Origin of the sequence: Mycobacterium sp. smrl_JER01 (assembly GCF_048513595.2) — a bacterium.
Lineage (GTDB): Bacteria > Actinomycetota > Actinomycetes > Mycobacteriales > Mycobacteriaceae > Mycobacterium.
On record NZ_JBLXXK020000001.1, the window covers coordinates 2,250,410 to 2,275,047 of the forward strand.

Consider the following 24,638-nt stretch of genomic DNA (forward strand, 5'->3'; position numbering starts at 1 on the left):
CGCCTGCGCCGCAATCGGATCGTTATTTCTTAACATCTGTCTCAATGGCATCACTGCTCACATCCGCAACACGTATGACCGGGCTGGCGATCGTGGTCACCCTGGTCGTGACACTGGGCGCCTGCACCCCGCGCCCGAACGGACCCGAACCCACCGCCGAGCAGTTCTTCGCGGCGCTGTCCACCGGAGACACCGCGGCGGCGGCTCAGCTCGCCGACCGTCCCGAGGCGGCCCGGGTGGCGCTCAACCAGGCATGGGCAGGCCTGCAGGCCGTCGGTCTGGATGCCCAGATTCTCAGCTCCAAGTACGCCGAGGACACCGGAAGCATCGCCTACCGTTACACCTGGCATTTGCCCCGGGACCGCACCTGGACCTATGACGGTCAGCTGAACATGGTCCGCGACGAAGGTCGCTGGGAGGTGCGGTGGAGTGCCACCGGTCTGCATCCCAGGCTCGGCGAGAACCAGACCTTTGCGCTGCGCGCCGAGAACCCGCCCCGGGCGTCGGTGCATGAACGGACCGGCACCAACGTGCTGGTACCGGGCTACCGATACCACTTCGCGCTGGACGCCAAAGCCGCCGGCGCAGACCTGATGACCACCTCCCTGGCGGTCGTCGGGGCATTGCACCGCTTCGACAACACCCTCGACCCGCAGCGGCTTGCCGAGCTCGCCAGCTCCAGGAACGGGGCGCTGAGCCTGATCACCCTGAACCAGGCCGACCACGACGCAGTGGCCGGCGCCCTCGCCTCGGTGCCGGGCGTGGTGATCACGCCCCAGCCGGAAATGGTGCCCACCGACCCGACGTTCGCACCCGCCGTCATCAACGAGATCAAGAAAACGGTCGCCGAGGATCTCGACGGGGACCCCGGGTGGCGCGTCGTGACGGTGAACCAGAACGGCGTCGACGTCGACGTCCTCAACGAGGTGCCCGGTCAGCCGGCACCGTCGGTGGCCATCAGCCTGGACCGCGCAGTGCAGAACGCGGCGCAGAACGCGGTCGACGTCACCGGCAAACAGGCGATGATCGTGGTCATCAAACCCTCGACCGGAGAGATCCTCGCGGTGGCGCAGAACGTCGCGGCCGACCGGGAGGGGCCGTTGGCCACGATGGGCCTCTACCCGCCCGGCTCGACCTTCAAGATCGTCACCGCCGGCGCCGCAATCGAACGCCAGATGGCAACTCCGAACACCCTTTTGGGCTGCCCGGGCCGGATGGACATCGGTCACCGCACGGTGCCCAACTATGGCGGCTTCGACCTTGGCACCGTCCCGATGTCACGGGCGTTCGCCAGCTCCTGCAACACCACCTTCGCCGAGCTCGCCAGCCGGATGCCGCCGCGCGGCCTGACCCAGGCCGCCTCGCAGTACGGCATCGGCCCCGACTACGACATCCCGGGGCTGAGCACCGTCAGCGGTTCGGTGCCGCCGACGGTCAACCTCACCGAACGCACCGAGGACGGCTTCGGCCAGGGCAAGGTGCTGGCCAGCCCGTTCGGCATGGCACTGGCCGCGGCGACGGTCGCTGCCGGCCGCACCCCGGTGCCGAACCTGATCGAGGGGCGCGAGACCGAGGTCAGCGGCGACCGCCAGCCGATCTCGCCGGCAGTGGTCGACGGGCTGCGCCCGATGATGCGGCTGGTCGTCACCAACGGCACCGCCAAGGATCTGCAGGGCGCCGGCGACGTGCGGGGCAAGACCGGCGAGGCCGAGTTCGCCGGCGGCTCGCACTCGTGGTTCACCGGCTACCGCGGCGATATGGCGTTCTCGGCGCTGATCGTCGGCGGCGGCAGCTCGGAATACGCCGTGCGCATGCTCAAGGGCATGCTCGACGCCCTGCCGCCGGACTACCTGGCCTGACCTCGGCGGCGGTACCGTGGAGAGGTCATGACGGACATCAACCACGGCCGATCCCGCCGCCTCTCCGCCGCCCAGCCGCCCGCGCCGGACGCCGTCGAGATGCGGATCTCCGACGCCGACCGCAACGGTACGCTGCGTCGGCTGCACAACGCCGTCGCTCTGGGCCTCATCGACATCCAGGAGTTCGAGGAGCGCTCGGCGATGGTGTCGGCGGCTCGGCTGCGTTCGGAGCTGGATGCGCTCGTCGGTGACCTGCCCGGCCCCGGCGCCATCGTCACCTCGGCCGCCGACCGCGTCGAACTGCGTGGGGTGCTCGGCTCGCTCAAACGACAGGGCGAATGGGTGGTGCCGTCGCGGCTGGCGCTGCACCGCCGCATGGGGTCGGTGGACCTGGACCTCACCCGGGCGCGGTTCGCGGGACCGATCGTCGTCATCGAGCTCGATATGCGGTTCGGCGGCCTGGACCTGCGACTGCCCGACGGGGCCAGCGCCTCCATCGACGACGTCGAGGTCAATGTCGGCAGCGCCCACGACCACCGCAAGGACGCCCCGGCCGAAGGCAACCCGCATGTGATCCTGACCGGCAAGGTGGTCTGCGGCTCGGTCGACATCCGCGGCCCACGCAAGTCGTGGCGGCTCGGCCCGCTGCGCACCACCTGAGCGATCAGGGCGGAACGCTAGCATTGCCACATGTCAGTACGGACCGCTCTCCGGCCCGGCACGGTCTCGCCGATGCTGCAGGTGCCCCCATCGATTCCGCGCCCGGAGTACGTCGGCAGACCCACCGCGCAGGAGGGAAACGAACCCTGGGTGCAGACCCCGGAGGTGATCGAGAAGATGCGGGTCGCCGGTCGGATCGCCGCGGGTGCTCTCGCCGAGGCGGGTAAGGCCGTGGCGCCGGGGGTGAGCACCGACGCACTCGACCGGATCGCGCACGAGTACATGGTCGACCACGGCGCGTATCCGTCCACACTGGGCTACAAGGGCTTCCCGAAATCCTGTTGCACATCGCTGAACGAGGTCATCTGCCACGGCATTCCGGACTCGACCGTCATCGAAGACGGCGACATCGTCAACATCGACGTCACCGCCTACATCGATGGTGTGCACGGTGACACCAATGCCACGTTCCTGGCCGGCGATGTCACCGAGGAGCATCGGCTGCTCGTCGAGCGCACCCGCGAAGCGACCATGCGTGCCATCAAGGCCGTCAAGCCCGGCCGCGCCCTGTCCGTCGTCGGCCGCGTCATCGAGTCCTACGCAAACCGGTTCGGCTACAACGTGGTGCGCGATTTCACCGGCCACGGTATCGGGACCACGTTCCACAACGGACTGGTGGTGCTGCACTATGACCAGCCGGCGGTCGAGACGGTGCTCGAGCCGGGAATGACGTTCACGATCGAGCCGATGATCAACCTCGGCAGCCTGGACTACGAGATCTGGGACGACGACTGGACCGTGGCCACCAAGGACAAGAAGTGGACCGCCCAGTTCGAGCACACGCTGGTGGTCACCGAATCGGGAGCCGAGATCCTCACCTTGCTCTGAAGCCGCCGGTAGCCTGACACCATGACCAGGCGGGTGCTCGTCGCGGCACTGCTCGCTGCGCTGCTCGCCGGTTGCGGGCACGCGATCAGCGGGTCGGCGACGTGGCCGGGCGCCAAACTGGACCGGGTGCTGCTCACCGAAGCAGACTTCCCGCCCGGGGTTCGCTACGAACGCATCGTCAACGACGACAGCGACCGCAATGTGGAACGTCCGCCGGCGATGTTGTCGCGTCCCGATGGCTGCGCCGATGCGCTGACCCGCGACATCGCCGTCACCGCGGAATGGGGTCCGGGCAGTGCGGCGGAGTACACCGTCTCCTATGACGGTGCGCGCATGGTGATCACACTGTTGACCTGGCAGCTGGACCTGCAGCGGCTCGCCCAGACCGCGCAACGCTGCGCCGAGTACGTGACGTTCTTCGAGCCGACCGATCCCGGTATCCCGATCACGACGACGCAGCTGCCCAGCCCACGTGCCGACGCCCTGGTGTATCAGCAGACGATGCACCTTCGCGGCGAGGACAACAGCGTGTATTTCGCGTTCGAAAACGTGGGCACGATGGCTGTTTTCGGTATCGCGTTTCCGACGCCGGACTCGTCGATCTCGGTCAAAGGTTCGCTGCCGCAGACCTTTCTGGAGATCACCAGCAGACAGGCCGAACGGGCGCGGGCGCTGTGAGGTCCCGTCGACGGGCTGCCGTGACCGCGGGAAAACGGCCCCGCCGACTCCGCTGCGCACTGTAGCGTGGCGAAATGCCCTCTCCCACGGTGACTGTTGACGGCTTCGACGTCCCTGTCGCGGTTGCCGGCCCGGAGAACGGATCGGTTGTCGTGATGCTCGGTGCCGCACACCAAGCGCCCGCCGCCTACGAAGGAGTCTGCCAGCGGCTGCACACCGCGTCGTTGAAGACCGTGGTGATCGGGCCCGATCCGCGGCTGACCGCCAAGGCCGTCGTCAGTATCCTCGACAGCCTCGACGTGCGGTGGGCGTTGCTGGTGGGGGACCGCCTCGGTGGGGAGCTGGCCTGGGAACTGGCCGCGACCCGGCTCGACCGGTTCATCGGACTGGTGGTGATCGACCGCGGCCACCCACGGGTGGCCGACCTGGCCGGCACGGTCCGCGACGAGCACTGTCCGCCGGTGGAACTGAACACCACCGCCCTGGTCAGCACGAGCGCCGCCCGCGCGTTGGCCAAGGCCAGCCAGCGTTTCGTGTACGGCGAATACCGCATCGTCGATCTGTTGGGCCGGCGCAACGCCGCCGATTCGACCGCGCAGCTGGCCGCCGAAATCGTCATGCGTACCAGCACCTGGTAGCGAATTTCAGGTGCCGGCGCCGGGCACTTCGTCGGGAGTCCACGCCTGAGGCAGACCCGGCTGGCCGGGGAACAGGAAGTCGACGAAGGCCGCGGCTGTGGGTTGGGGCTCGTGATTGGCCAGGCCGGGACGCTCGTTGGCCTCGATGAAGACGTACTCCGGCGCGGTGACGTCGGGAACCAACAGGTCGATGCCGGTGACCGGGATCCCGATGGCCGCCGCGGCGGCCACCGCCACCCGACACAGTTCCGGGTGCACGGTGGCGGTGACGTCGTGAATGGTCCCGCCCTGGTGCAGGTTCGCGGTGCGGCGCACCCGCAGCCGCTCACCCTCGGGTAGTACGTCGTCGAACGAGTAGCCGGCTTCCCGGACCGTCGTCTCCGTCACGACGTCCATCGGGATACGGGATTCGCCCCCGGTGGCCGCGGCGCGGCGGCGGCTCTGGGTCTCGATCAGCTCACCGATGGTGTGGCGCCCGGTACCGGTGATCTCGGCCGGCATGCGCAATGCGGCCGCGACAACCTTCCCGTCGATCACGACCAGGCGCAGGTCGTCTCCGTCTGCCCGCTGCTCGATCAGCACCTCGGGGTGCTGCTCGCGGGCCCTGGCGAGGGCGGCGTCGAGTTCGTCAGGACCGTCGACCCCCACCGTGATGCCCTTGCCCTGTTCGCCGCGAGTCGGTTTTGACCACGACATCGCCGACCTCGGCGAGAAAATCGTGGTCGGCCTCGTCGAAGGTCGCGAGTCGACCCTTGGGCACCGCGATACCCGCCTCCGACACGATCCGCCGGGTCAGCCGCTTGTCGTCACATCTGGCCATCGCGACCGCGGAGGTGTATTCGGACAGCGATTCCCGCGTGACGACGCTGCGTCCACCGTGGGACAGGCGCATCTCACCGGCTTCGGCGTCGAGAACCTCCACCCAGATACCCCGGCGTACGGCCTCGTCGGCGATGATCCGGGCGTACGGGTTGAGGTCCTCCACGGTTTCGGGAGGGTGGGTGAACAGCGGCTCGTTGATCGCGTTCTTGCGTTTGACCGCCATCACCGGAACCCGGGTGAAGCCCAATTTCTCGTACAACGCGATCGCGGCGTTGTTGTCGTGGGTGACCGACAGATCCATGTAGGCGCGCCCGCGGCCGCGGTAGAGCTCGGCCAGGCTGCGCGTCAACGCGGCTCCCACCCCGGGTAGCGCCGCCGAAGGGTCCACCGCCAGTGTCCACAGACTCGAGCCGTTCTCCGGGTCGGCGAACAACGCCCGGTGGTCGACGCCGGTGACGGTGCCGAGCACCGAGCCGTCCTCATCGTTGACGGCCACCAGATAGTCGACCGCGCGCTGACTGCGGTGGTTGTCCCAGAGCACGTCGGTGGGCGCGGGAACCATGCCGCACCGCACGTAGACGCGATTCATCTCGTCGGCGTCGGCGCGGCTCTGCAGGGATCGGATGTGAAATCCGGCCGGCGCCGCGCCCGCGGTCTCGGTGTCGGCAAACCGCAGCCGGTAGGTGTGGCTGGGATCGATGAACAGCTCGGCGGGCGCCTTGGCCACCAGCACATGGGGCTCCCGGGCGTAGATACAGATGTCGCGGCGCCCCTGGCCCTCCTGGCGCAGCACATCGGCCAGCCGTTCGGGGTCGGCGAAAGTCTGACCGAAAATCAGTCGACCCCAACCGAGTTCGAGGACCACATCGTCGGCCATGGTGTCGAGCTGGCTGGGCGTGGCGGCCTCGTGCAAGGCCAGCGTGATGGCTTCGGTGTTGTCCGCGGCGGGGTCAGCGGTCATACGGCCGGCCCGTTGACACCGTGCCGCTGCAGCCACAGCTCAAGCAGCGCGATCTGCCACAACTCGTTGCCGCGCAAGGGGGTGAGCCGACCGTTGGGATCGGCGAGCAGCCGTTCGACAGCCTCCGGACGGAACAGGCCGCGCTCCTTGGCCGCCGGCTCGTACAGCGCGTCGCGGACCAGGTCCAGGTACGGGCCCTCCAGGTGGGTCAAAGCAGGTACCGGAAAGTAGCCCTTGGGGCGATCGATGACCGCCGACGGGATGACCTGGCGCGCAGCCTGTTTCAGAATGCCCTTGCCTTCGTGTGCGGTCTTGTACTGCGGCGGACAGCTGGCCGCCAACTCGACGAGTTCGTGGTCGAGGAACGGCACCCGCCCTTCCAGGCCCCACGCCATGGTCATGTTGTCGACACGCTTGACCGGATCGTCGACGAGCATCACGGTGCTGTCCAGGCGCAGGGCCCGGTCCACGCCGGTTTGGGCGCCGGGGCGGGCGAAGTGTTCGGTGACGAACAGCTCGCTGGGGTCGTCGTCGGTCAGGTAGCCGGGGGAGACGATCTCGGCGTAGCCGGCCTGATCGCGATCGAAGAAGGCCGCGCGGTAACTGGCCACCGAGCCTTCCACCGATGCCGCCGCGGGTTCGCCCATCGGCGGGTACCAGTGGTAGCCGGCGAACACCTCGTCGGCGCCCTGCCCCGACTGCACCACCTTGACGTGCCGGGAGACCTCCTGGCTGAGCAGATAGAACGCCACACAGTCGTGGCTGACCATCGGTTCACTCATCGCCGCGATCGCACCGTCCAGGGCGGGCAGCATCCGTTCGGTGCCGATCCGGATCTGGTGGTGATCGGTGCCGAACCGCTCGGCGACGATGTCGGAGTATGTGAACTCGTCGCCGGCGACGCCGCCCACCGATTCGAAGCCGATCGAGAAAGTCTTGAGGCCGTGCTGACCCGCTTCGGCGAGCAACCCGACGATCAGGCTGGAGTCCACACCGCCGGACAGAAGGCAGCCGACCGGCACGTCGGCCACCAGGCGACGCTTCACCGCGACCCGCAGTGACTCCAGGACCGCGTCTTCCCAGTCCTTTTCGGACCAGTCGGCACGATCGTCGCGGCGGGTGAAGTCCGGCTCCCAGTAGGTCGTGGTGACCACCCTGCCGTCCGGTTCGATCGCCAGCAACGACGCGGGCGGCAACTTCTCGATACCGCGCAGGATGGTGCGCGGGGCGGGCACCACGGAGTGGAACGTCATGTAATGGTGGAGCGCCACCGGGTCGATGCGGGTGTCGATCTCACCGCCGGCCAGCAGCGCCGGCAGCGACGATGCGAACCGGATCCGGTCGGTGCTGCGGCTCAGATACAGCGGTTTGATGCCGAGCCGGTCGCGACCGAGCAGCACGCGGCCGCTGTCGCGTTCGACGATGGCGAACGCGAACATGCCCTTGAGATGGTCGACGAAACGGTCGCCCCAGTGGTGGTAGCCCTTCAGCAGCACCTCGGTGTCGCTGTGGGAGAAGAATCGGTAGCCGTGACCGGTCAGCTCATCGCGCAGCTGTTCGTAGTTGTAGATGCAGCCGTTCCAGGCGACCGTCAGACCCAGCTCGGCGTCGACCATGGGCTGCGCGCCGGCCTCGGTCAGATCGATGATCTTCAGGCGCCGGTGGCCCAGCGCCACCCGGCCCTGCGACCACACGCCCGCGGCGTCGGGTCCCCGGGGGACCATGACCTCGGCCATCGCGGTGACGGCGCTGACATTCGGGGTTGTTCCGTCGAGGCGTACCTCGCCGGTGGCTCCACACACCTGTTCGACCCTACTCCGTGACGGCTGTCCTGGACTTGCTGACCGATCACGGGCGCCGACGTGCGCCCGCAACCTCACGATGCCACCGTTAATTACCCCAGCGCAATCGCGTCAAACCCGTGCGACCGATCAAGATCGAGACGCTCGTCACAGCTCCGGGCCCGGGGATCGTCGCAGCGCCGGCGCGGGGGACGCGACGGTCGCAGCGCGGCATCAGAGCGTCCGACGCCACGACGACGAATTCTGCTATTGGTCTGGTGTCCGACCTTTGGACATGGAAATCTGATCGTGAGAATGTGGGTATTCCCGCCACCGATGCCCGCCAATGGTCGGCCGGCAGACAGAAACCGTAGGAAGGTCGGGCTGGAGCTGATGAGCGCACGCGGCATGCTGTCGAAGGCGGAACTGGAAAAACTCGTTGCCGACGATGACATCGACACCGTCATCGTCGCGTTCTGCGATATGCAGGGCAGGCTCACCGGCAAACGGGTATCGGCGCGGTTGTTCGTCGAGGACGTCGCCGACCACGGCGCCGAGTGCTGTAACTACCTGCTGGCAGTGGACGTGGACATGAACACCGTCGACGGCTACGCGATCTCCAGTTGGGAGACCGGATACGGCGACATGGTGATGACCCCGGACTTCGGCACGTTGCGGTTGCTGCCCTGGCTCCCGGGCACCGCGCTGGTGATGGCCGATCTGTCATGGACCGACGGCACCCCGGTCACCCAGGCGCCGCGCAGCATCCTCAACAAGCAGATCGATCGCCTCGCCGAGCGCGGGCTGGTGCCCTATGTGGGCACCGAACTGGAGTTCATGGTGTTCGACGACACTTTCCGGGACGCCTGGAAGGCCGACTACCGCGGTCTGACCCCGGCCACGGACTACAACGTCGACTATGCGATGCACGCCTCGACCCGGATGGAACCGCTGCTGCGCGACATCCGCCGGGGGATGGACGGGGCGGGGATGTACTGCGAAGGGGTCAAGGGCGAGTGCAACCTCGGACAGCAGGAGATCGCGTTCCGCTACGACCATGCCCGGGTGACGTGTGACAACCACACCATCTATCGCAACGGCGCCAAGGAGATCGCCGACCAGCACGGCAAGAGTTTGACCTTCATGGCCAAATTCGATGCGCGCGAAGGCAACAGCTGTCACATCCACATTTCGCTACGCGGCGAGGACGGCTCGGCGGTGTTCTCCGATGACGCCGACCCGCTGGGCATGTCGCCGATGTTCCGCAGCTTCGTCGCGGGTCAGTTGGCGACGCTGCGCGAGATGACCTTGTTCTACGCGCCGAACATCAACTCCTACAAGCGGTTTGTCGACGGCAGTTTCGCCCCGACGGCCGTCGCCTGGGGGTTGGACAACAGGACTTGCGCGATGCGGGTGGTGGGCCGGGGCCATGCCATGCGTGTGGAGTGCCGCGCTCCCGGCGGCGACGTGAACCAGTACCTGGCGGTGTCGGCGCTGATCGCCGGGGGCCTGTACGGCATCGACAACAAGCTCGAACTCGCCGATGCGATGGAGGGCAACGCCTACACCAGTGGTGCGGATCGACTCCCGACGACATTGGCCGAGGCCGTGGAGTTGTTCGACAACTCGACGGTTGCGCGCGAGGCGTTCGGCGACGACGTCGTCGACCACTACCTCAACAATGCCGCGGTCGAGATGAACGCATTCAATGCCGCCGTGACGGACTGGGAGAGGAAACGCGGTTTTGAACGGCTCTGAGGTGCGCCCGGTGATCGGCCTGACCACCTATCTGCAGCAGGCCCAAACCGGCGTGTGGGATGTGCGGGCGAGTTTCCTGCCCGCGATCTATTTCGAAGGGGTCGGCATGGCCGGCGGCATTCCGGTGCTGCTTCCACCCCAGCCCGCCGACGATGCGATCGCCGACCGGGTGCTGCACGGCCTCGACGGGTTGATCGTCACCGGCGGGCGAGACGTCGACCCCGCCCTGTACGGCAGCGCCCGCCACCCGGCCACCGATGAACCCGTCGCCGACAGCCGTACCCGCGACACGTTCGAATCCGCCCTGTTGCGGGCGGCGCTGCGCCGCGGAGTGCCGGTGCTCGGTATCTGCCGCGGCGCACAGGTGCTCAACGTCGTGCTCGGCGGCACGCTGCACCAGCACCTCCCCGATGTCGTCGGCCACACCCGCCACCAACAGGGCAACGCGGTGTTCACCACCACGTCGATCAGTACCGTCGCCGGAAGTCGGGTTGCCGCGCTGGTCGGTCCCGATACCGAGGCGCAGTGCTACCACCACCAGGCCATCGACCGCCTCGGCGACGGCCTGGTGGTCAGCGCCTCGGCGACCGACGGCGTCATCGAGGCCGTGGAGATCGACCCGGTCCGGCATCCGGACCGTTGGGTGCTGGCCGTGCAGTGGCACCCGGAGGAACGCCTCGACGATCTTCGACTGTTCGCCGGGCTGGTCGCCGCCGCCGCCGATCGGGCGGATCGGAAGACGCCGGGCAGTCGAGCGCCGCAAGCAAGTCAACGGACCTGTGCCACGGGGAAATCGACGGAGAAAGTGAGCTGATGGCTCGGACAACGGTAAGTGACGTCATCAATCCGGCGACCGAGGAGGTGCTGCGAACCGTCGAGCAGACCGACGAGGCCGGTGTCGATGATGCGGTGGGCCGGGCCAAGGCAGCTCAGCGGCGATGGGCCGCCCAGCCGCCCGCCGAGCGGGCGGCTGCGCTGCGCGCGTTCGCCGCTGCCGTCGATGCGCACATCGAGGAGCTCGCCGCGCTGGAGGTCGCGAACTCGGGGCACCCGATCGGTAATGCCCGCTGGGAGGCCGGCCACGTCCGTGACGTGCTGCAGTTCTACGCGGCGACCCCGGAAAGACTGTCCGGCAAGCAGATTCCGGTGTCCGGTGGCCTCAACGTCACCTTCAACGAGCCGTTGGGTGTGGTGGGAGTCATCACCCCGTGGAACTTCCCGATGACCATCGCGTCGTGGGGATTCGCGCCCGCGCTGGCCGCGGGCAACGCGGTTCTGGTCAAACCCGCCGAATGGACGCCGCTGACCACGATGCGCCTCGGCGAGCTCGCCGTCGAAGCCGGGTTGCCCGCCGACCTGTTCCAGGTGCTGCCCGGGCGGGGCTCGGTGGTGGGGGAGCGTTTCGTCACCCATCCCGATGTCCGCAAGATCGTGTTCACCGGCTCCACCGAGGTGGGCACCCGGGTGATGGCGGGCGCGGCCAACCAGGTCAAGCGCGTCACCCTGGAACTCGGCGGCAAGAGCGCCAACATCGTCTTCGACGATTGTGATCTTGAGCAGGCCGCGGCGACCGCCCCATCCGGGGTGTTCGACAACTCGGGGCAGGACTGCTGTGCCCGAAGTCGGATCTTGGTGCAGCGCAAAATCTTCGACAAGTTCATGGAGCTCCTGGAGCCGGCGGTCCGGGGTGTCGTGGTCGGGGATCCGCGCGCCGAGGACACCGAAATGGGTCCGCTGGTGTCCAGAGCACATCGGGACTCGGTGGCCTCCTACGTCCCCGACGATGCGCCGGTGGCATTCCGGGGTGCGGCGCCGCCGGGTCCGGGATTCTGGTTCCCGCCCACGGTACTGACGCCGCAGCGCGATGATCGCACCGTCGTCGAGGAAATCTTCGGTCCGGTGGTCACGGTGCTGCCGTTCGAGGACGAGGCCGATGCGATCGCGCTGGCCAACGACACCGTGTACGGTCTGTCCGGCTCCATCTGGACCGAGAATCTGTCCCGCGCGGTGCGGGTGTCGCGGGCTGTGGAATCCGGGAACCTGTCGGTGAACTCGCATTCCTCGGTGCGCTACAACACTCCGTTCGGCGGGTTCAAGCAGTCCGGGCTGGGCCGAGAGCTCGGACCCGATGCGCCGCTGTCGTTCACCGAGACCAAGAACGTCTTTTTCGCGATTCGAGAAGGCCAGGAGGAACACTGATGGATCTGGGGCAGCGACTCAAGGACAAGGTCGCCGTCATCACCGGCGGGGCGAGCGGTATCGGCCTGGCAACCGCCAAGAGGATGCAGGCCGAAGGCGCGATCGTCGTCATCGGGGACCTCGACGCGGCCACCGGCAAGAGCGTCGCGAACGACATGAACGTGACCTTCGTTCAGGTCGACGTCGCCGATCAGGTTGCGGTGGACCACCTCTTCGACACCGCTTTCGAGGTGCACGGTGCGGTGGACATCGCGTTCAACAACGCGGGCATCAGCCCGCCGGAGGACGACCTGATCGAAAACACCTCGGTCGACGCGTGGGACCGGGTGCAGGACATCAACCTCAAATCGGTGTTCTTCTGTTGTAAGGCCGCCCTGCGCCACATGGTTCCGGCGCAGAAGGGCTCGATCGTCAACACCGCCTCGTTCGTCGCGGTCATGGGGTCGGCGACCTCGCAGATTTCGTACACCGCATCCAAAGGCGGTGTGTTGGCGATGTCGCGCGAACTCGGAGTGCAGTACGCCCGCCAGGGCATCCGGGTCAACGCTTTGTGTCCGGGACCGGTGAACACCCCGCTGTTGAAGGAGTTGTTCGCCAAGGACCCTGAGCGCGCGGCCCGGCGGTTGGTGCATGTGCCGGTCGGCCGGTTCGCCGAACCGGAAGAGCTCGCGGCCGCGGTGGCGTTCCTCGCCAGCGACGACGCCTCGTTCATCACCGCCTCGTCGTTCCTCGTCGACGGTGGTATCAGCTCCGCCTATGTGACGCCGCTGTAGGGTGGGCCCCGACGAGCGCTTGCGCGAGGAGCCGACGGGCCCCGACGAGCGCTTGCGCGAGGAGCCGACGGGCCCCGACGAGCGCTTGCGCGAGGAGCCGACGGGCCCCGACGAGCGCTTGCGCGAGGAGCCGATGGCTACCGACGCGCTGTTGCGTCCGGTGCGGCCGCTGAATGCGTTCGAGGACACCGTGGAGCGGCTGCTGCAGACGATTCGGCTCGGCGTGCTGGCGCCCGGGGAGTCCCTGCCACCCGAACGGGAGCTCGCGACCCGATTGGGGGTGAGCCGCGATACGGTGCGCGAGGCCATCAAGTCACTGGCCGACGCCGGCTACCTGGTCTCCAGGCGCGGACGCTACGGCGGCACGTTTCTGGCCGACGCTCTCCCGTCGCCGCGCGCCGGTGATGTCGCGTTCGATCGCGCGGACATCGACGACGCGCTACGGCTGCGAGAGATCCTGGAGACCGGTGCGGCGCGGATGGCCGCCCGCCGCACGTTGACCGCGGCCGAACGGGAAGCGCTGTGGAACCGGCTGCTCGACGTGCGCGGTGCAGCACCCGAGGACTACCGCCGGCTGGACTCACGGCTGCACCTGGCTGTCGCCGAGGCTGCGGGGGTGCCTTCTCTGGTACCGCTGGTTGCGCAGAACCGGATGCGGCTCAACGAACTACTGGACTGCATCCCGTTGTTGCGGCGCAACATCACCCACTCCGATGAGCAACACGAGGCCATCGTGGTGGCGATCCTGGCCGGCGACGCCGACGCCGCGGCCGAGACGATGGCCGCACACGTGTGGGGCTCGGCGGCACTGCTGCATGGTTTCCTGGATTGAGCGGATCCCACGGCAACCTCCGGTCGGCCTTCTGCGGCGATCGTCGCGGGTCCGGACTGGCCGGTGCCGGCGTTCTGCTGGCGGGTGCTGGACTACCCTGCACCTGTGGAGGATCAGCAGCTCGTCGAGCGGGCGTCGTCGGCGCTGGCCGAGGTGGACACCCCGGGCTGGGCGCAGCGGTTCGACCTGGTCTCGGACCCGCACCGGCTGGAGATCCTGCTGTGCCTGCACCGCGCACCGGGTATCTGTGTCAGCGATCTCGCGGCCGCGCTGGGCCGGTCGGAGAACACGGTCTCGCAGGCACTGCGGGTACTGCGCCAACAAGGCTGGGTCACCAATACGCGGTCGGGTCGGTCGGTGACCTATCGGCTGGAGGACGAGATCGTGCACGATCTGCTGCACTGGATCGGCGCCCGGCACGGCTGAGCTGACCTACCCGTACGGGTAGTGGTCGCACTGTTCATCTGATCAGCTGGACAGGTGATCAATCTGCGGCTTACGCTCGGCGAATGAACGTGCAGTACGTCGCCATGCACATGAGCGACGGCATCGTCAACGCCCCGGTCTCCCTGTTGTTCGCAGCGGTCGCGGTCGTCGCGCTCGGGGTCTGCGGGTGGCGGGCCCGCACCGAACTCGACGAGCGGACCGTTCCGCTGGCCGGCCTGGTGGCCGCGTTCATCTTCGCGGTGCAGATGGTGAATTTCCCGATCCTCCCCGGAGTCAGCGGTCACCTCCTCGGTGGTGCGCTCGCGGCCATCCTGGTCGGGCCGTTCACCGGTGCGTTGTGTGTGGCCATCGTGCTGATCGTGCAGGCGCTGCTGTTCGCCGACGGCGGGGTGACGGCGCTGGGGACCAACGTCACGAACATGGCGGTGATCGGGGTGGCGGCCGGCTACGGGACCGCGTCGGTGTTGTACCGGTTGATCCGGCGCGGGCGCCCGCAGGTCGCGGTTCCGGTTGTCGGGGCGATCTCGTTCATCGCAGCACTGGTGGGAACAGTATGCGCGGCAATGGGTTTCGTTCTTCAGTATGCGCTGGGTGGAGCGGCGACCACCTCGCTGGGCACGGTGGCCGGCTACATGTTCGGAACGCACGTGCTGATCGGGATCGGCGAGGGCGTGATCACCGCGCTGACCGTGATGGCGGTGGTGCGGGCCCGTCCCGACCTCGTTTACCTGCTGCGGACCGACCGCGCTCGCACGGCGGTGGCGGTATGACCGGCGCAGGGCGGCGCCGGTGGGGGTTCTGGGTGGCGTTCGCCGCGGTGACCTTGCTGATCGCCGGCGGGATCTCTTATTTCGCGAGTTCCAGTCCCGACGGTCTGGATTCGGCGACGCTGCAGGGCTGCCAGGTGGTCGAAACCGCCGAAGGCGAAGAGCTGCACGGCGATTGCATCGCCCAGCATGCCGAGGACCATGCGCTGGCCGGTTCGCCGCTGGCGGATTATGCCCTCGGGGGCCAGGACGGCACGGGCGGCGCGGCGGGCCTGATCGGCGTCATCGTCACCGTCGCGGTCGCCGGCGCCGTCTTCTGGGTGATCGCGCGGTCACGACCCAAACCCACGTCGATCACGGAGCGCTGAGGTGGGCGGCGGGCATTCCCATCCGCTCTACCGCGACGGCGACTCACCCGTGCACCGCGCACCCGCCGAAGTCAAGATCGTCTGCCTGGCCCTGTTCGTCCTGGCGGTGGTCGCCACGCCGCGGGAGATGTTCTGGCCCTTCGGTGTGTACGCACTGATCATCGTGGTCGTGTGGCGGGTGGCGCGGATCCCGCTGGGCTGGATCGCGCCGCGCATGCTCATCGAGGCGCCGTTCATCGTGCTCGCCGTGCTGCTGCCGTTCGCCGAGGGGGGCGAGCGGGTCGACGTCGCAGGGGTGCAGCTCTCGGTCGCCGGTCTGTACGCGGCATGGGGGATCGTCATCAAGGGCACCCTCGGCGTCGCCGCATCGCTGACCGTGGCGGCGACCACCACAGCCCGGGAACTGCCGGTGGCGTTGAGCCGGTTACGGGTGCCTGCGGTGATCGTGTCGGTACTGACGCTGATGATCCGCTACGTCGACGTGCTCTCCGCCGAGGCTCGTCGCATGCGGATGGCGCGGATCTCGCGCGGCGATTCGCCGCGGGCACTGCATCAGATCGGCGCGACCGCCAAGAGTGTCGGGGCGCTGTTTCTGCGGTCCTACGAGCGCGGGGAGCGGGTGTACCTGGCCATGCTGTCGCGTGGGTTCGACGGCCACGTCCCGGCGCTGGCCGTGGGGACGGGGTGCGCGGCCGCCGCGACGCCACGCCAGTGGACGCTGGCGCTGTCTCCGGCGGTGGCCGCCGCCGCGGTGGCAGTCAGCGCATGGGTGCTCCGGTGACGGCGCCGGCGGTGCGGATCAGCGGTCTGCGCTACGCCTACCCCGACGGCCATGTCGCGCTCGGTGGCATCGATCTCGACATCGCCCGCGGTGAACGCGTGGCGCTGCTGGGCCCCAACGGGGCAGGTAAGACGACGTTGATGTTGCATCTCAACGGGGTGCTGTCCGCCTTGCACGGAGTCATCGAGATCGGTGGTATCGGCCTGTCCCGCCACACGCTTCGTGATATCAGGCGCAGGGTCGGGTTGGTCTTCCAGGACCCGGACGATCAGTTGTTCATGCCGACCCTGGCCCAGGACGTGGCATTCGGCCCGGCGAACTTCGGTGTCCGCGGGGTCGAGCTGCAGACCCGAGTCGCCCGCGCTCTCGAGGTCGTCTCGATGACCGACCTGGCCGAGCGCAGTCCGGCGCACATGTCCGGTGGCCAGCGCCGGCGAGCCGCGCTGGCCACCGTCCTGGCCTGCGAACCCGAAGTCCTCGTGCTCGACGAACCGTCGGCGAACCTCGACCCCGTCGCGCGCAGGGAACTCGCCCAGACGTTGGCGACCCTGGATGCCACGATGTTGATCGTCACCCACGACCTGCCCTATGCGGCCCAGTTGTGCGACCGGGCAGTCGTCATGGATCACGGCGTCATCGTGGCCGACGGTCCCATCGGTGACGTGCTCTCCGACGCGGAACTGCTCGCCGCGTACCGCCTCGAACTGCCCTGGGGATTCGTGGTCGGTTCACGCTGACGCCGGCTGCGCGGCACGACCGCGACAGTGGGCAGCCGGATGATGAACGACGTCGATCCCGCACCGGAACTGGCGCCGATGGTGCCGCCGTGCGTCTCGACGATCGAGGCCACGATGGACAGCCCCAGCCCGAAACTGCCGGCCTGGCGCGACCGCGACTTGTCGGCGCGCACGAAACGTTCGAACAGGTGCGGCAGCAGCTCCCGGTCGATACCGGGTCCGTCGTCGGTGACCGTCACCTCGACGTACTCGGTGCCGTCGGCGTCCGCAGCCGTGGCAATGGCGGTGGTGACCGTGGTACCCGCCGGGGTGTGTACCCGCGCGTTGGACAACAGGTTGGCCAGCATCTGGTGAAGTTGGGCCCGGTCGCCGAGCACGCGCACCGTCTCATCGGTCACGTCGGTCAGCCACCGGTGCTCGGGCGCATACACCGTGGCGTCGTTGACGGCGTCGATGACCAGATCGACGAGGTCGACCTCGGCCGCCTGCAGATCCTGACCCTCGTCGAGGCGCGCCAACAGCAGCAGGTCGGCAACCAGGGCGTGCATTCGCCGGGCCTCGGCCTCGATGCGGGCCAGCGAGTACTCGGTGGTCTCGGGCAGCACCGAACTGTCCTGCCTGGTGAGCTCCGCGTAGCCGTGGATGGCCGCCAGAGGTGTGCGCAGCTCGTGGCTGGCGTCGGTGATGAACTGGCGCATCCTCCGATCGGACGCGGCGACGTCGGCCAGGGCCTGCTCGACGTGATCGAGCAGGCCGTTGAGGGTTTCGCCGACGAGCCCCACCTCGGTACCGGGATCGGTGTCACCGGTGGGCACCCGCGGAGTGATCGCGTGATTGTCACGGTCGAGGGGCAGCCCGGCCACCTCCGCGGCGGTCGCTGCGACGCGGCGTAACGGGCGTAACGCAAAACGGACGATGGCGACGGTGCTGAGCGCGGTGACCACCAGTGCCAGCGCGGTGATCCCCGAGACGATCACCGTCTCGCGGATCATCACATCCCAGGCCGCAGCGCGTGACACCCCGGTCACCATGATCTCGTCGCCGTCGCCGGGCCGGCTCACCATCCGGTACCAGCCCAGGCCGGGTAGCTCCACGGTGCGCGGCCGCGGGTCCGTCCACGACATACCGGCGATCGCCTCGACGGCCGGTGCCGGCGCCTGCTGGGCATCACCGTCGCCGAAGTACGCCGAATCGACGACTTCCCCGTTCTGGATCAGCGCGACGACGTTGCCGGGCGCCTGCCCGATGAGTTGGGTCAGCGGCTTCATCGTCCCCGGAGCGGGCATCCCGCCCCCGGGCAGCGGTGTGCCGCGGTACTTGGCCACCGAGTTGATGCTGCCGTCGGCCGCCCCCGAGAGCTGAGAATCGATGATGCCCTGCACTGACGAGCGCAGCGTCAGCACCGTGGTGACCCCCACCGAGACGAGGGCGAACATGACGACCACGCATACGCCGACCACCAACTGCCGCAACAGCGTCCAGCGCCGCCAGGTGTGCATCACTGGACGGGCCGAAGCATGTAGCCGACGCCGCGTACGGTGTGGATCATCGGTTCCCGGCCGGCGTCGATCTTCTTGCGCAGATACGAGACGTAGAGGTCGACGATGCTGGTTCGTCCGCCGAAATCGTAATCCCAGACCTGTCGCAGAATATCGTTACGGCTCAACGCCTTTCGTTGGTGGCGCATCAGCAGTCGTAACAGTTCGAACTCTGTCGAGGTCAGCGAGACCGGCTCGCCCGCGCGGCTCACCTCGCGACTGGCGACATCGAGGGTCAGATCACCCGCCGTCAGGGATTCATCGTCGCTGGGGGTCAGGTAGGCCGACCGGCGCAGCAGACCGCGCAACCTGGCGACCAACTCCTCCAGCGAGAACGGTTTGGTCATGTAGTCGTCGCCGCCGGCGGTCAGACCGGTGACGCGGTCGGCGACCGAGTCGCGTGCGGTCAGGAACAACGTGGGGGTGTAGGTGCCGGACTCGCGCAGCCGGGCCAGCACACCGAGACCGTCCATGTCCGGCAACATGATGTCGAGGACCAGCAGGTCGAACGTCTCCGCCCGATACTTGGCGACCGCCTCGGCGGCGTCGTGGGCGACCTCGATCTCCCAACCCTCGTACTTCAAGGCCATCCGCACCAGGTTGGTCAGCGCGCGTTCGTCATCGACGAGCAACACCCGAATCGGCGACCCGTCCGCGCGCAACATGCGGGGCAATTTGCCCAGGATCGCGCGCCGGGGGCCCTGGTCCTCGACAGGTGCAGACGTCACCCGACCATTGTGGCCCCCGGGGGCGCGTTAGTCAGCGCCCTCATAGAGATCTCATATGTGAGCCCAGCAGCAGTCTTCACATGACCTGCAAATGTTTGCGGTTCCTATGGATACCTTTCACCCGCCGCGTCCGTCCATCAGGGTGGAACCAACAGGCAGAGAATCGATTTGGAGGTTGGACCATGAGGACCACGTCGGAGATCACGGTACTGGAACGGTTCGAGCGCGACGCGCTGCCGCTGCTCGACCAGCTCTACCGCACCGCCCGCCGTTACACCGGCAACAGTGTCGATGCCGAGGACCTGGTGCAGGAGACGATGCTCAAGGCCTATCGCGCCTTTGATCGCTTCGAGGACGGGACCAACGTGCGCGCGTGGCTGCTGCGCATCATGACCAACACGTGGATCACCTCCTACCGCAAAGCCCAGGGCCGGCCCGCCGAAGTGCTCACCGACGACATCACCGATGCTCAGTTGGCCGGTCAGGCGCGCCATTCGTCCACCGGGCTGCCGTCGGCAGAACTCGCCGCGCTCGAAGCCCTCGGCGACGAGCAGGTCGGCGACGCCCTCGCGCAACTCCGCGAAGAGCAACGCATGGTCGTCTACTTCGCCGACGTGGAAGGTCTGCGGTACCGGGAGATCGCGCTGGTACTCGACATCCCGGTCGGGACCGTGATGTCCCGTCTGCACCGCGGCCGTCGCGCACTGCGCACGCTGTTGGTCGACGTCGCGACAGACCGTGGTTATCTGCGGAATGCGCAAGCGGCGTAAGGCCGGCCGGGTTGTGATGCCGCCGGGGTCGCGGCTGGGTTCTAATGCCGCCGGGGCCGCGGCCAGGGCGGCTCGCCGCACAGTGCCAGCAGCGCGTTCTCCACGACCTCGGGCAACGCCGGGTGGATCCAGTACTGGCCGCGTGCCACGTCCTGGGCCGGCAGGTCGAACGCCATGGCCTGGACGATCGGCTGGATGATCGACGAGGCCTGGTGACCCATGATGTGCCCGCCCAGCAATAGCCCGGTGTCGTCGTCGACGATGAGCTTGGCGAAACCGGTGGAGTCCTCCATCGCCCATCCGTAGGCGACGTCGCCGTAGTCCTGCACTTTCGAGCGGATGCGGTAACCAGCGGCGCGCGCCTCGTTCTCGGTCAGGCCGACGCAGGCGATCTGCGGCTCGGTGAACACCGCCGACGGAACGTGGCGATGATTGGCGGGCATCAGGTTCGCGGTGTCGTCCCACTCCTGAAGCAGGTTGTGCTTCACGACGCGCGCCTCGTGATTGGCCACATGCTTGAGCTGATACGGGGAGCTGACATCGCCGAGGGCGAAGACGTTTCGCGCTGTGGTGCGCTGGAATTCGTCGACGACGACGAGTCCACCCTCGATCTCCACACCCGCGCGCTGCGCATCGAGCCGATCACCGTTGGGGATGCGACCCGTTGCCACCAGCAGCGTGTCGGCGTGCACCGTGGACCCGTCGTCGAGCCGGAGGACCACGCCGGACTCGTCGGACTGGCCGCCGACGACGTTGCGCCGGCTGCGGATCTCCCACTTCTTGCCCGCGATGTCGGTGAACCGCTCGCAGATGGTGTCGTCGCAGTGTGTGAGCATCGTCGTGCCGCGCAACACGATCGTCACGCGAGATCCCAACGACGAGAACACATGCGCGAACTCCGCGGCGACAAAACCACCGCCGACGATGACGATGTGCTCGGGCAGTTCGGAGATCCGCATGATGGTGTCGCTGGTGTGGTAGGCCACCCCGCAGTCGGCGATCGCCGGCGGCACCGTCGCCCGCGCGCCGGCGGCGATGACCACCTGATCGGCGGTGAACTCCTCACCCCCTGCGGTGCGCAGGCGGTAACCGTCCCCGGAATCCGGTGCGGTGAAGCGGGTATGGCTGGCGAAGACCTCCACGTTGGGCGATGAACGCCGATACTGCTCGCCGCCACTGGCGAGCGGGTCGATGCGACCGAAGACCCGCGACACGATGTCCGTCCATCGCACGCCGTCGAGGTGAGCGTCGACCCCGTAGCGGGTCGACTCGCGGATCTGCTGAGCGACCCCGGCGGCGTAGACGAACATCTTGGTCGGGATGCAGCCCACGTTGAGACAGGTGCCTCCGAAGACACCCTCCTCGCAGATGGCCACCCTCTTGGCGGCATAGCGCTCGTCGAGGATCGAATTGCCCGAACCGGTGCCGATGATCGCGATGTCGAAGTCAGCCATGGCGTGAGCTCCTGTCCGGTTGCGTTGGCGGCGTCGAGGTCTCGGCCCGGTAGCGATCCAGCCACTGGTCCAGGGCGGTATAGGACGCCTGGCGGGGTTCGGGCAGCGACAGGAAGACGTCGTGCTTGGCGTCGGTGATCGGGACGATCGTCGTCTGATTGCCGATGCAGCCTGCCCAGCGGGCGATCTGGGCCACGTCGAGCACGGCGTCCCCGCGCTGGATCAAGGCAGGGTCGGCGACCTCGCGCACGCTGCGGTCCGAACGCAGAATCAGGTTCGGCACGCCCACGTCGAGGCCGCGATGCAGTCGGGCCTGCGCGCGTCTGATGGCGTGGATCCAGCCGACGGTCACCGGGAAGCCGCCCACAGGCTTCCACTGCAGGTTGTAGTCGAACTCCCCGAAGTAATCACGGTGCAGGGTCGCGCCGTAACCACCCTGAGCCGGCCGGCGCACCACTGAGTGCTTGCGCAGTCGGCGCAGTGCCAGCAGGGCCGCTGTCGTCGGCGGCGTCCGCAGGATCGCGGGGCCCTGCAGGTCCAGCCACGGACTGTTGAGCACCAGCCCCGACACGCCCTTATTGGCGGTGGCCCGGCGGGCCCGCAACCGGTCCAGCCACAGCGACACCACCAGGCCGCCCGCCGAGTGGCCGTACACCAGGATGCGAGACGGCGCCGCCGCGCCGATCACGTCGAGCGAACGCTCCAGCTCGCGGTCGTAGCGGGCCAGGTCCGTGGTGAAGTGCGGTGTCTGCCCCTCGCGGTGCGAGCGGCCACATTTGTGCAGGTCCAGCGCATAGAAGTTGAAACCACGGGCGGCGAAGTGGTCGGCGAGTTCGGTGTTGAAGAAGTAATCGGTGAAGCCGTGCACCATCAGCACCGCGTGCCCCGCGCGGGGGTCCGGTTCGCCCCGGCGTACCAGCGTCGCGACCAGCTCACCCTCGCCGTCGGGATCGGGTCCCAGGGCAAAGGTGCGCTGCCAGTAACCGGGCAGCACGTCGGGCTCCCATCCAGGCACGAAAGCCACCCTAATGGCGCCGGGCCGCCGCCGAGGGGTCTGGGCAGTGGTCGGCGGGTTATCTCCGACCCCGGCGGGATAACCTGAACACCGGTAAGCCGTGTGCAGCGGGCAACAACCACGAAGGACCCACGAAAAGGTGTCAGAAGCAGAGAAGACCGACGTCCTGCTGGTCGGGGCCGGCATCATGAGCGCCACTCTCGGCACGCTGCTGCGGTTGGTGGAGCCGAACTGGTCGATGACACTGGTCGAGCGTCTCGACGGTGCAGCCGCCGAGAGCAGCGATGCGTGGAACAACGCCGGTACCGGGCACTCGGCATTGTGTGAATTGAACTACACCCCGCAGCGGCCCGACGGCTCGATCGACATCGCCAAGGCCGTCAACGTCAACGAACAGTTCCAGGTGTCCCGCCAGTTCTGGACCTATGCGGTCGAGAACGGTGTGCTCCCCGACGTACGCAGTTTCCTCAACCCGATTCCGCACGTGAGCTTCGTGTCCGGCGCGGATAACGTGCAGTACCTGCGCAAGCGCTACAACGCGCTGGTCACCAACCCGCTGTTTCGCACCATGGAGTTCATCGACGACAGCGACGAGTTCGCCCGCCGGCTGCCGCTGATGGCCGAGAAGCGCGACTTCCGCGAGCCGGTCGGGCTGAACTGGACGCAGGACGGCACCGATGTCGACTTCGGATCGCTGTCGCGCCAGCTGATCGGCTTCGGGGCACACCGGGGCATGGACACGCTGTTCGGACACGAGGTTCGCGACCTGAGCCAGAACTCCGACACCTCGTGGACGGTCAAGGTCGTCAACCGCCGAACCGGTCGTACCCGCAAGATCACCGCGAAATTCGTCTTCGTCGGTGCCGGCGGCGGCGCCCTTCCCCTGCTGCAGAAATCCGGGATCAAGGAGGCCAAAGGGTTCGGGGGCTTCCCGGTGGGTGGTCAGTGGTTGCGGACCGGCAACCCTGAGCTGACCGCCGGCCACCAGGCCAAGGTCTACGGTCTGCCACCGCTCGGCGCGCCCCCGATGTCGGTGCCGCACTTGGACACTCGTGTGATCAACGGGAAGTCGTGGCTGCTGTTCGGCCCGTTCGCCGGCTGGTCGCCGAAGTTCCTCAAGCAGGGCAAGGTCACCGACCTGCCGTTCTCGGTGAAGCCCGACAACCTGGTGTCCATGCTGGGTGTCGGTCTGACCGAGATGGGACTGCTGAAGTACCTGATCGGTCAGCTCCTGCTCAGCGAGGCGGCGCGGGTGGACAACCTGCGCGACTTCGCGCCCAGCGCCAAGGACTCCGACTGGGAACTCGACATCGCGGGCCAACGCGTCCAGGTGATCCGAAAAGCCAAAGGCAAAGGCGGGGTGCTGGAGTTCGGCACCACGGTGCTGGCCGCCGCCGACGGCAGCGTCGCGGGCCTGCTCGGCGCCTCGCCGGGGGCCTCGACCGCAGTACCGGCGATGTTCGACGTGATGAAGCGCTGCTTTCCCGACCGCTACCCCGGCTGGGAGCCCACACTCAAGCAGATGGTTCCGTCGTTGGGAACCCAGCTGTCGGAGGAGCCCGCGCTCTTCGACGAGGTGTGGGCGCACGGGACCAAGGTGCTCAAGCTCGACAAGCCCGCCAGCGGCGTGCCTGCCACCACCGGTGACACCCCGGTCGCGGGCACCGAGCACACGCCGACCGTGGCGACCGTTTGACCAGGGCAGCCCGATGACGGTGGCGTTGCGTCGCAGTTGGGCCAAGGATCTGGACGCGGCGACGCTTTACGCGCTGCTCACACTGCGTGTCGAGGTGTTCGTCGTCGAACAGGCCACGCCCTACCCCGAGCTCGACGGTCGGGACCTGCTGGCCGAGACGCGCCATTTCTGGCTGGAGAACCCGGAGGGAGTAGTCATTTCGACGTTGCGGCTGATGGAGGAACACCCTGCCGGGCAGAAGGCTTTCCGCATCGGGCGGGTGTGCACGAAGCGCGGTGAACGCGGCCACGGCCATGCCGCCCGACTGTTACAGGCCGCGCTGGCCGAGGTGGGCGACTATCCGTGCCACATCAACGCCCAGACCTATCTCGCCGAGATGTACGGTGGCCACGGTTTCGTGCGGGACGGTGCGGAGTTCCTCGACGACGGGATCCCACACGTCCCGATGGTCAAGCCGTGACATCGGTCGAGGCGCCGATCTATCCGTT

At 67.8% G+C, this 24,638-nt stretch carries 23 protein-coding genes and 1 pseudogene; 18 read left to right on the forward strand and 6 right to left on the reverse strand.

Going from position 1 to position 24,638, the window contains the following annotated elements:
- The first annotated feature begins 44 nt into the window (after nt 1-44).
- From ACNUDN_RS10600 to ACNUDN_RS10620, 5 genes are all read left to right on the forward strand, one after another.
- Complete coding sequence (locus tag ACNUDN_RS10600; RefSeq protein ID WP_419121895.1) at nt 45-1,859, forward strand: penicillin-binding transpeptidase domain-containing protein; 1,815 nt, start codon at nt 45-47, stop codon at nt 1,857-1,859.
- A gap of 27 nt (nt 1,860-1,886) precedes the next feature.
- Entirely contained in the window at nt 1,887-2,519 is a 633-nt protein-coding gene (locus ACNUDN_RS10605; RefSeq protein ID WP_419121896.1) for a DUF1707 SHOCT-like domain-containing protein, read from the forward strand.
- A gap of 30 nt (nt 2,520-2,549) precedes the next feature.
- Nucleotides 2,550-3,407, forward strand: coding sequence for a type I methionyl aminopeptidase (map, locus tag ACNUDN_RS10610; protein WP_419121897.1), 858 nt, complete (start codon nt 2,550-2,552; stop codon nt 3,405-3,407).
- 21 nt (nt 3,408-3,428) lie between these two features.
- On the forward strand, nt 3,429-4,085 hold the full coding sequence (locus tag ACNUDN_RS10615) for a hypothetical protein (protein ID WP_419121898.1): 657 nt from the start codon (nt 3,429-3,431) through the stop codon (nt 4,083-4,085).
- Between the two features lie 74 nt (nt 4,086-4,159).
- Nucleotides 4,160-4,723, forward strand: a complete 564-nt coding sequence (locus ACNUDN_RS10620; RefSeq protein ID WP_419121899.1) for an alpha/beta fold hydrolase — start codon at nt 4,160-4,162, stop codon at nt 4,721-4,723.
- 6 nt (nt 4,724-4,729) lie between these two features.
- On the opposite strand, the pseudogene ngg reads toward ACNUDN_RS10620, so the two are convergent.
- Nucleotides 4,730-6,506 (reverse strand): annotated as a pseudogene (gene ngg, locus ACNUDN_RS10625) (N-acetylglutaminylglutamine synthetase).
- Nucleotides 6,503-8,308 carry an N-acetylglutaminylglutamine amidotransferase gene (locus ACNUDN_RS10630; RefSeq protein WP_419121901.1) on the reverse strand — a complete coding sequence of 602 codons (1,806 nt, stop codon included), beginning with the start codon at nt 8,306-8,308 and terminating at the stop codon, nt 6,503-6,505. Before ACNUDN_RS10630 ends, ngg begins: the two are co-directional and overlap by 4 nt.
- A 372-nt stretch (nt 8,309-8,680) precedes the next feature.
- Here ACNUDN_RS10630 and ACNUDN_RS10635 point away from each other — a divergent pair, with 372 nt between their 5' ends.
- The 10 genes from ACNUDN_RS10635 to ACNUDN_RS10680 all read left to right on the forward strand — a co-directional run bounded on the left by ACNUDN_RS10635 (nt 8,681) and on the right by ACNUDN_RS10680 (nt 16,949).
- Nucleotides 8,681-10,045 carry a glutamine synthetase family protein gene (locus tag ACNUDN_RS10635; protein ID WP_419121902.1) on the forward strand — a complete coding sequence of 455 codons (1,365 nt, stop codon included), beginning with the start codon at nt 8,681-8,683 and terminating at the stop codon, nt 10,043-10,045.
- The gene (locus ACNUDN_RS10640; RefSeq protein WP_419121903.1) at nt 10,032-10,859 is read left to right on the forward strand and encodes a gamma-glutamyl-gamma-aminobutyrate hydrolase family protein; all 828 of its coding nucleotides are present in this window, start codon (nt 10,032-10,034) and stop codon (nt 10,857-10,859) included. Before ACNUDN_RS10635 ends, ACNUDN_RS10640 begins: the two co-directional genes overlap by 14 nt.
- Entirely contained in the window at nt 10,859-12,244 is a 1,386-nt protein-coding gene (locus ACNUDN_RS10645; protein ID WP_419121904.1) for an aldehyde dehydrogenase family protein, read from the forward strand. Before ACNUDN_RS10640 ends, ACNUDN_RS10645 begins: the two co-directional genes overlap by 1 nt.
- Nucleotides 12,241-13,017, forward strand: a complete 777-nt coding sequence (locus ACNUDN_RS10650) for a 3-oxoacyl-ACP reductase (protein WP_419125107.1) — start codon at nt 12,241-12,243, stop codon at nt 13,015-13,017. Before ACNUDN_RS10645 ends, ACNUDN_RS10650 begins: the two co-directional genes overlap by 4 nt.
- A 133-nt stretch (nt 13,018-13,150) precedes the next feature.
- Nucleotides 13,151-13,849, forward strand: a complete 699-nt coding sequence (locus tag ACNUDN_RS10655) for a FadR/GntR family transcriptional regulator (protein WP_419125108.1) — start codon at nt 13,151-13,153, stop codon at nt 13,847-13,849.
- Between the two features lie 105 nt (nt 13,850-13,954).
- Nucleotides 13,955-14,275 (forward strand): ArsR/SmtB family transcription factor, encoded by a 321-nt coding sequence (locus ACNUDN_RS10660; protein ID WP_419121905.1) that lies wholly within the window; start codon nt 13,955-13,957, stop codon nt 14,273-14,275.
- An 83-nt stretch (nt 14,276-14,358) separates the two neighbouring features.
- Nucleotides 14,359-15,066 carry an energy-coupling factor ABC transporter permease gene (locus tag ACNUDN_RS10665; protein ID WP_419121906.1) on the forward strand — a complete coding sequence of 236 codons (708 nt, stop codon included), beginning with the start codon at nt 14,359-14,361 and terminating at the stop codon, nt 15,064-15,066.
- Nucleotides 15,063-15,431: a PDGLE domain-containing protein gene (locus ACNUDN_RS10670; protein WP_419121907.1), complete on the forward strand. Its 369-nt coding sequence runs from the start codon at nt 15,063-15,065 to the stop codon at nt 15,429-15,431. Before ACNUDN_RS10665 ends, ACNUDN_RS10670 begins: the two co-directional genes overlap by 4 nt.
- A 1-nt stretch (nt 15,432) precedes the next feature.
- On the forward strand, nt 15,433-16,212 hold the full coding sequence (cbiQ, locus tag ACNUDN_RS10675) for a cobalt ECF transporter T component CbiQ (protein WP_419121908.1): 780 nt from the start codon (nt 15,433-15,435) through the stop codon (nt 16,210-16,212).
- Nucleotides 16,197-16,949 carry an energy-coupling factor ABC transporter ATP-binding protein gene (locus ACNUDN_RS10680; RefSeq protein ID WP_419121909.1) on the forward strand — a complete coding sequence of 251 codons (753 nt, stop codon included), beginning with the start codon at nt 16,197-16,199 and terminating at the stop codon, nt 16,947-16,949. Before cbiQ ends, ACNUDN_RS10680 begins: the two co-directional genes overlap by 16 nt.
- Here ACNUDN_RS10680 and ACNUDN_RS10685 read toward each other — a convergent pair.
- Both ACNUDN_RS10685 and ACNUDN_RS10690 read right to left on the reverse strand, forming a co-directional pair.
- The gene (locus ACNUDN_RS10685; RefSeq protein WP_419121910.1) at nt 16,838-18,448 is read right to left on the reverse strand and encodes a sensor histidine kinase; all 1,611 of its coding nucleotides are present in this window, start codon (nt 18,446-18,448) and stop codon (nt 16,838-16,840) included. The two genes, ACNUDN_RS10680 and ACNUDN_RS10685, sit on opposite strands and share 112 nt — an antisense overlap.
- Nucleotides 18,448-19,152: a response regulator transcription factor gene (locus tag ACNUDN_RS10690; RefSeq protein ID WP_419125109.1), complete on the reverse strand. Its 705-nt coding sequence runs from the start codon at nt 19,150-19,152 to the stop codon at nt 18,448-18,450. The genes ACNUDN_RS10685 and ACNUDN_RS10690 overlap by 1 nt, the downstream gene beginning before the upstream one ends.
- Before the next feature lie 245 nt (nt 19,153-19,397).
- Between ACNUDN_RS10690 and ACNUDN_RS10695 the strand changes: the two genes are divergently transcribed.
- Nucleotides 19,398-19,985, forward strand: a complete 588-nt coding sequence (locus ACNUDN_RS10695; RefSeq protein WP_419121911.1) for a sigma-70 family RNA polymerase sigma factor — start codon at nt 19,398-19,400, stop codon at nt 19,983-19,985.
- Between the two features lie 41 nt (nt 19,986-20,026).
- On the opposite strand, the gene mtr is transcribed toward ACNUDN_RS10695, so the two are convergent.
- Both mtr and ACNUDN_RS10705 read right to left on the reverse strand, forming a co-directional pair.
- A complete protein-coding gene (gene mtr, locus ACNUDN_RS10700) occupies nt 20,027-21,439 on the reverse strand; it encodes a mycothione reductase (RefSeq protein ID WP_419121912.1) in 1,413 nt (470 codons plus the stop codon).
- Complete coding sequence (locus tag ACNUDN_RS10705) at nt 21,432-22,454, reverse strand: alpha/beta hydrolase (RefSeq protein ID WP_419121913.1); 1,023 nt, start codon at nt 22,452-22,454, stop codon at nt 21,432-21,434. Before ACNUDN_RS10705 ends, mtr begins: the two co-directional genes overlap by 8 nt.
- Nucleotides 22,455-22,593: 139 nt before the next feature.
- On the opposite strand from ACNUDN_RS10705, the gene mqo reads away from it, so the two are divergent.
- On the forward strand, nt 22,594-24,150 hold the full coding sequence (gene mqo, locus ACNUDN_RS10710) for a malate dehydrogenase (quinone) (RefSeq protein WP_419121914.1): 1,557 nt from the start codon (nt 22,594-22,596) through the stop codon (nt 24,148-24,150).
- Nucleotides 24,151-24,163: 13 nt separating this feature from the next.
- Nucleotides 24,164-24,610, forward strand: coding sequence for a GNAT family N-acetyltransferase (locus tag ACNUDN_RS10715; protein ID WP_419121915.1), 447 nt, complete (start codon nt 24,164-24,166; stop codon nt 24,608-24,610).
- Nucleotides 24,611-24,638: the final 28 nt, after the last annotated feature.

What these genes read in the sequence shown, in the direction of transcription:
- ACNUDN_RS10600 (WP_419121895.1), top strand. Translation starts at nt 45, where the DNA reads ATGGCATCACTGCTCACATCCGCAACACGTATGACCGGGCTGGCGATC.
- ACNUDN_RS10605 (WP_419121896.1), top strand. Translation starts at nt 1,887, where the DNA reads ATGACGGACATCAACCACGGCCGATCCCGCCGCCTCTCCGCCGCCCAG.
- map (WP_419121897.1), top strand. Translation starts at nt 2,550, where the DNA reads ATGTCAGTACGGACCGCTCTCCGGCCCGGCACGGTCTCGCCGATGCTG.
- ACNUDN_RS10615 (WP_419121898.1), top strand. Translation starts at nt 3,429, where the DNA reads ATGACCAGGCGGGTGCTCGTCGCGGCACTGCTCGCTGCGCTGCTCGCC.
- ACNUDN_RS10620 (WP_419121899.1), top strand. Translation starts at nt 4,160, where the DNA reads ATGCCCTCTCCCACGGTGACTGTTGACGGCTTCGACGTCCCTGTCGCG.
- ACNUDN_RS10635 (WP_419121902.1), top strand. Translation starts at nt 8,681, where the DNA reads ATGAGCGCACGCGGCATGCTGTCGAAGGCGGAACTGGAAAAACTCGTT.
- ACNUDN_RS10645 (WP_419121904.1), top strand. Translation starts at nt 10,859, where the DNA reads ATGGCTCGGACAACGGTAAGTGACGTCATCAATCCGGCGACCGAGGAG.
- ACNUDN_RS10655 (WP_419125108.1), top strand. Translation starts at nt 13,151, where the DNA reads ATGGCTACCGACGCGCTGTTGCGTCCGGTGCGGCCGCTGAATGCGTTC.
- ACNUDN_RS10665 (WP_419121906.1), top strand. Translation starts at nt 14,359, where the DNA reads ATGAACGTGCAGTACGTCGCCATGCACATGAGCGACGGCATCGTCAAC.
- ACNUDN_RS10670 (WP_419121907.1), top strand. Translation starts at nt 15,063, where the DNA reads ATGACCGGCGCAGGGCGGCGCCGGTGGGGGTTCTGGGTGGCGTTCGCC.
- ACNUDN_RS10680 (WP_419121909.1), top strand. Translation starts at nt 16,197, where the DNA reads ATGGGTGCTCCGGTGACGGCGCCGGCGGTGCGGATCAGCGGTCTGCGC.
- ACNUDN_RS10685 (WP_419121910.1), bottom strand. Translation starts at nt 18,448, where the DNA reads ATGCACACCTGGCGGCGCTGGACGCTGTTGCGGCAGTTGGTGGTCGGC.
- ACNUDN_RS10690 (WP_419125109.1), bottom strand. Translation starts at nt 19,152, where the DNA reads ATGTTGCGCGCGGACGGGTCGCCGATTCGGGTGTTGCTCGTCGATGAC.
- ACNUDN_RS10695 (WP_419121911.1), top strand. Translation starts at nt 19,398, where the DNA reads ATGAGGACCACGTCGGAGATCACGGTACTGGAACGGTTCGAGCGCGAC.
- mtr (WP_419121912.1), bottom strand. Translation starts at nt 21,439, where the DNA reads ATGGCTGACTTCGACATCGCGATCATCGGCACCGGTTCGGGCAATTCG.
- ACNUDN_RS10715 (WP_419121915.1), top strand. Translation starts at nt 24,164, where the DNA reads ATGACGGTGGCGTTGCGTCGCAGTTGGGCCAAGGATCTGGACGCGGCG.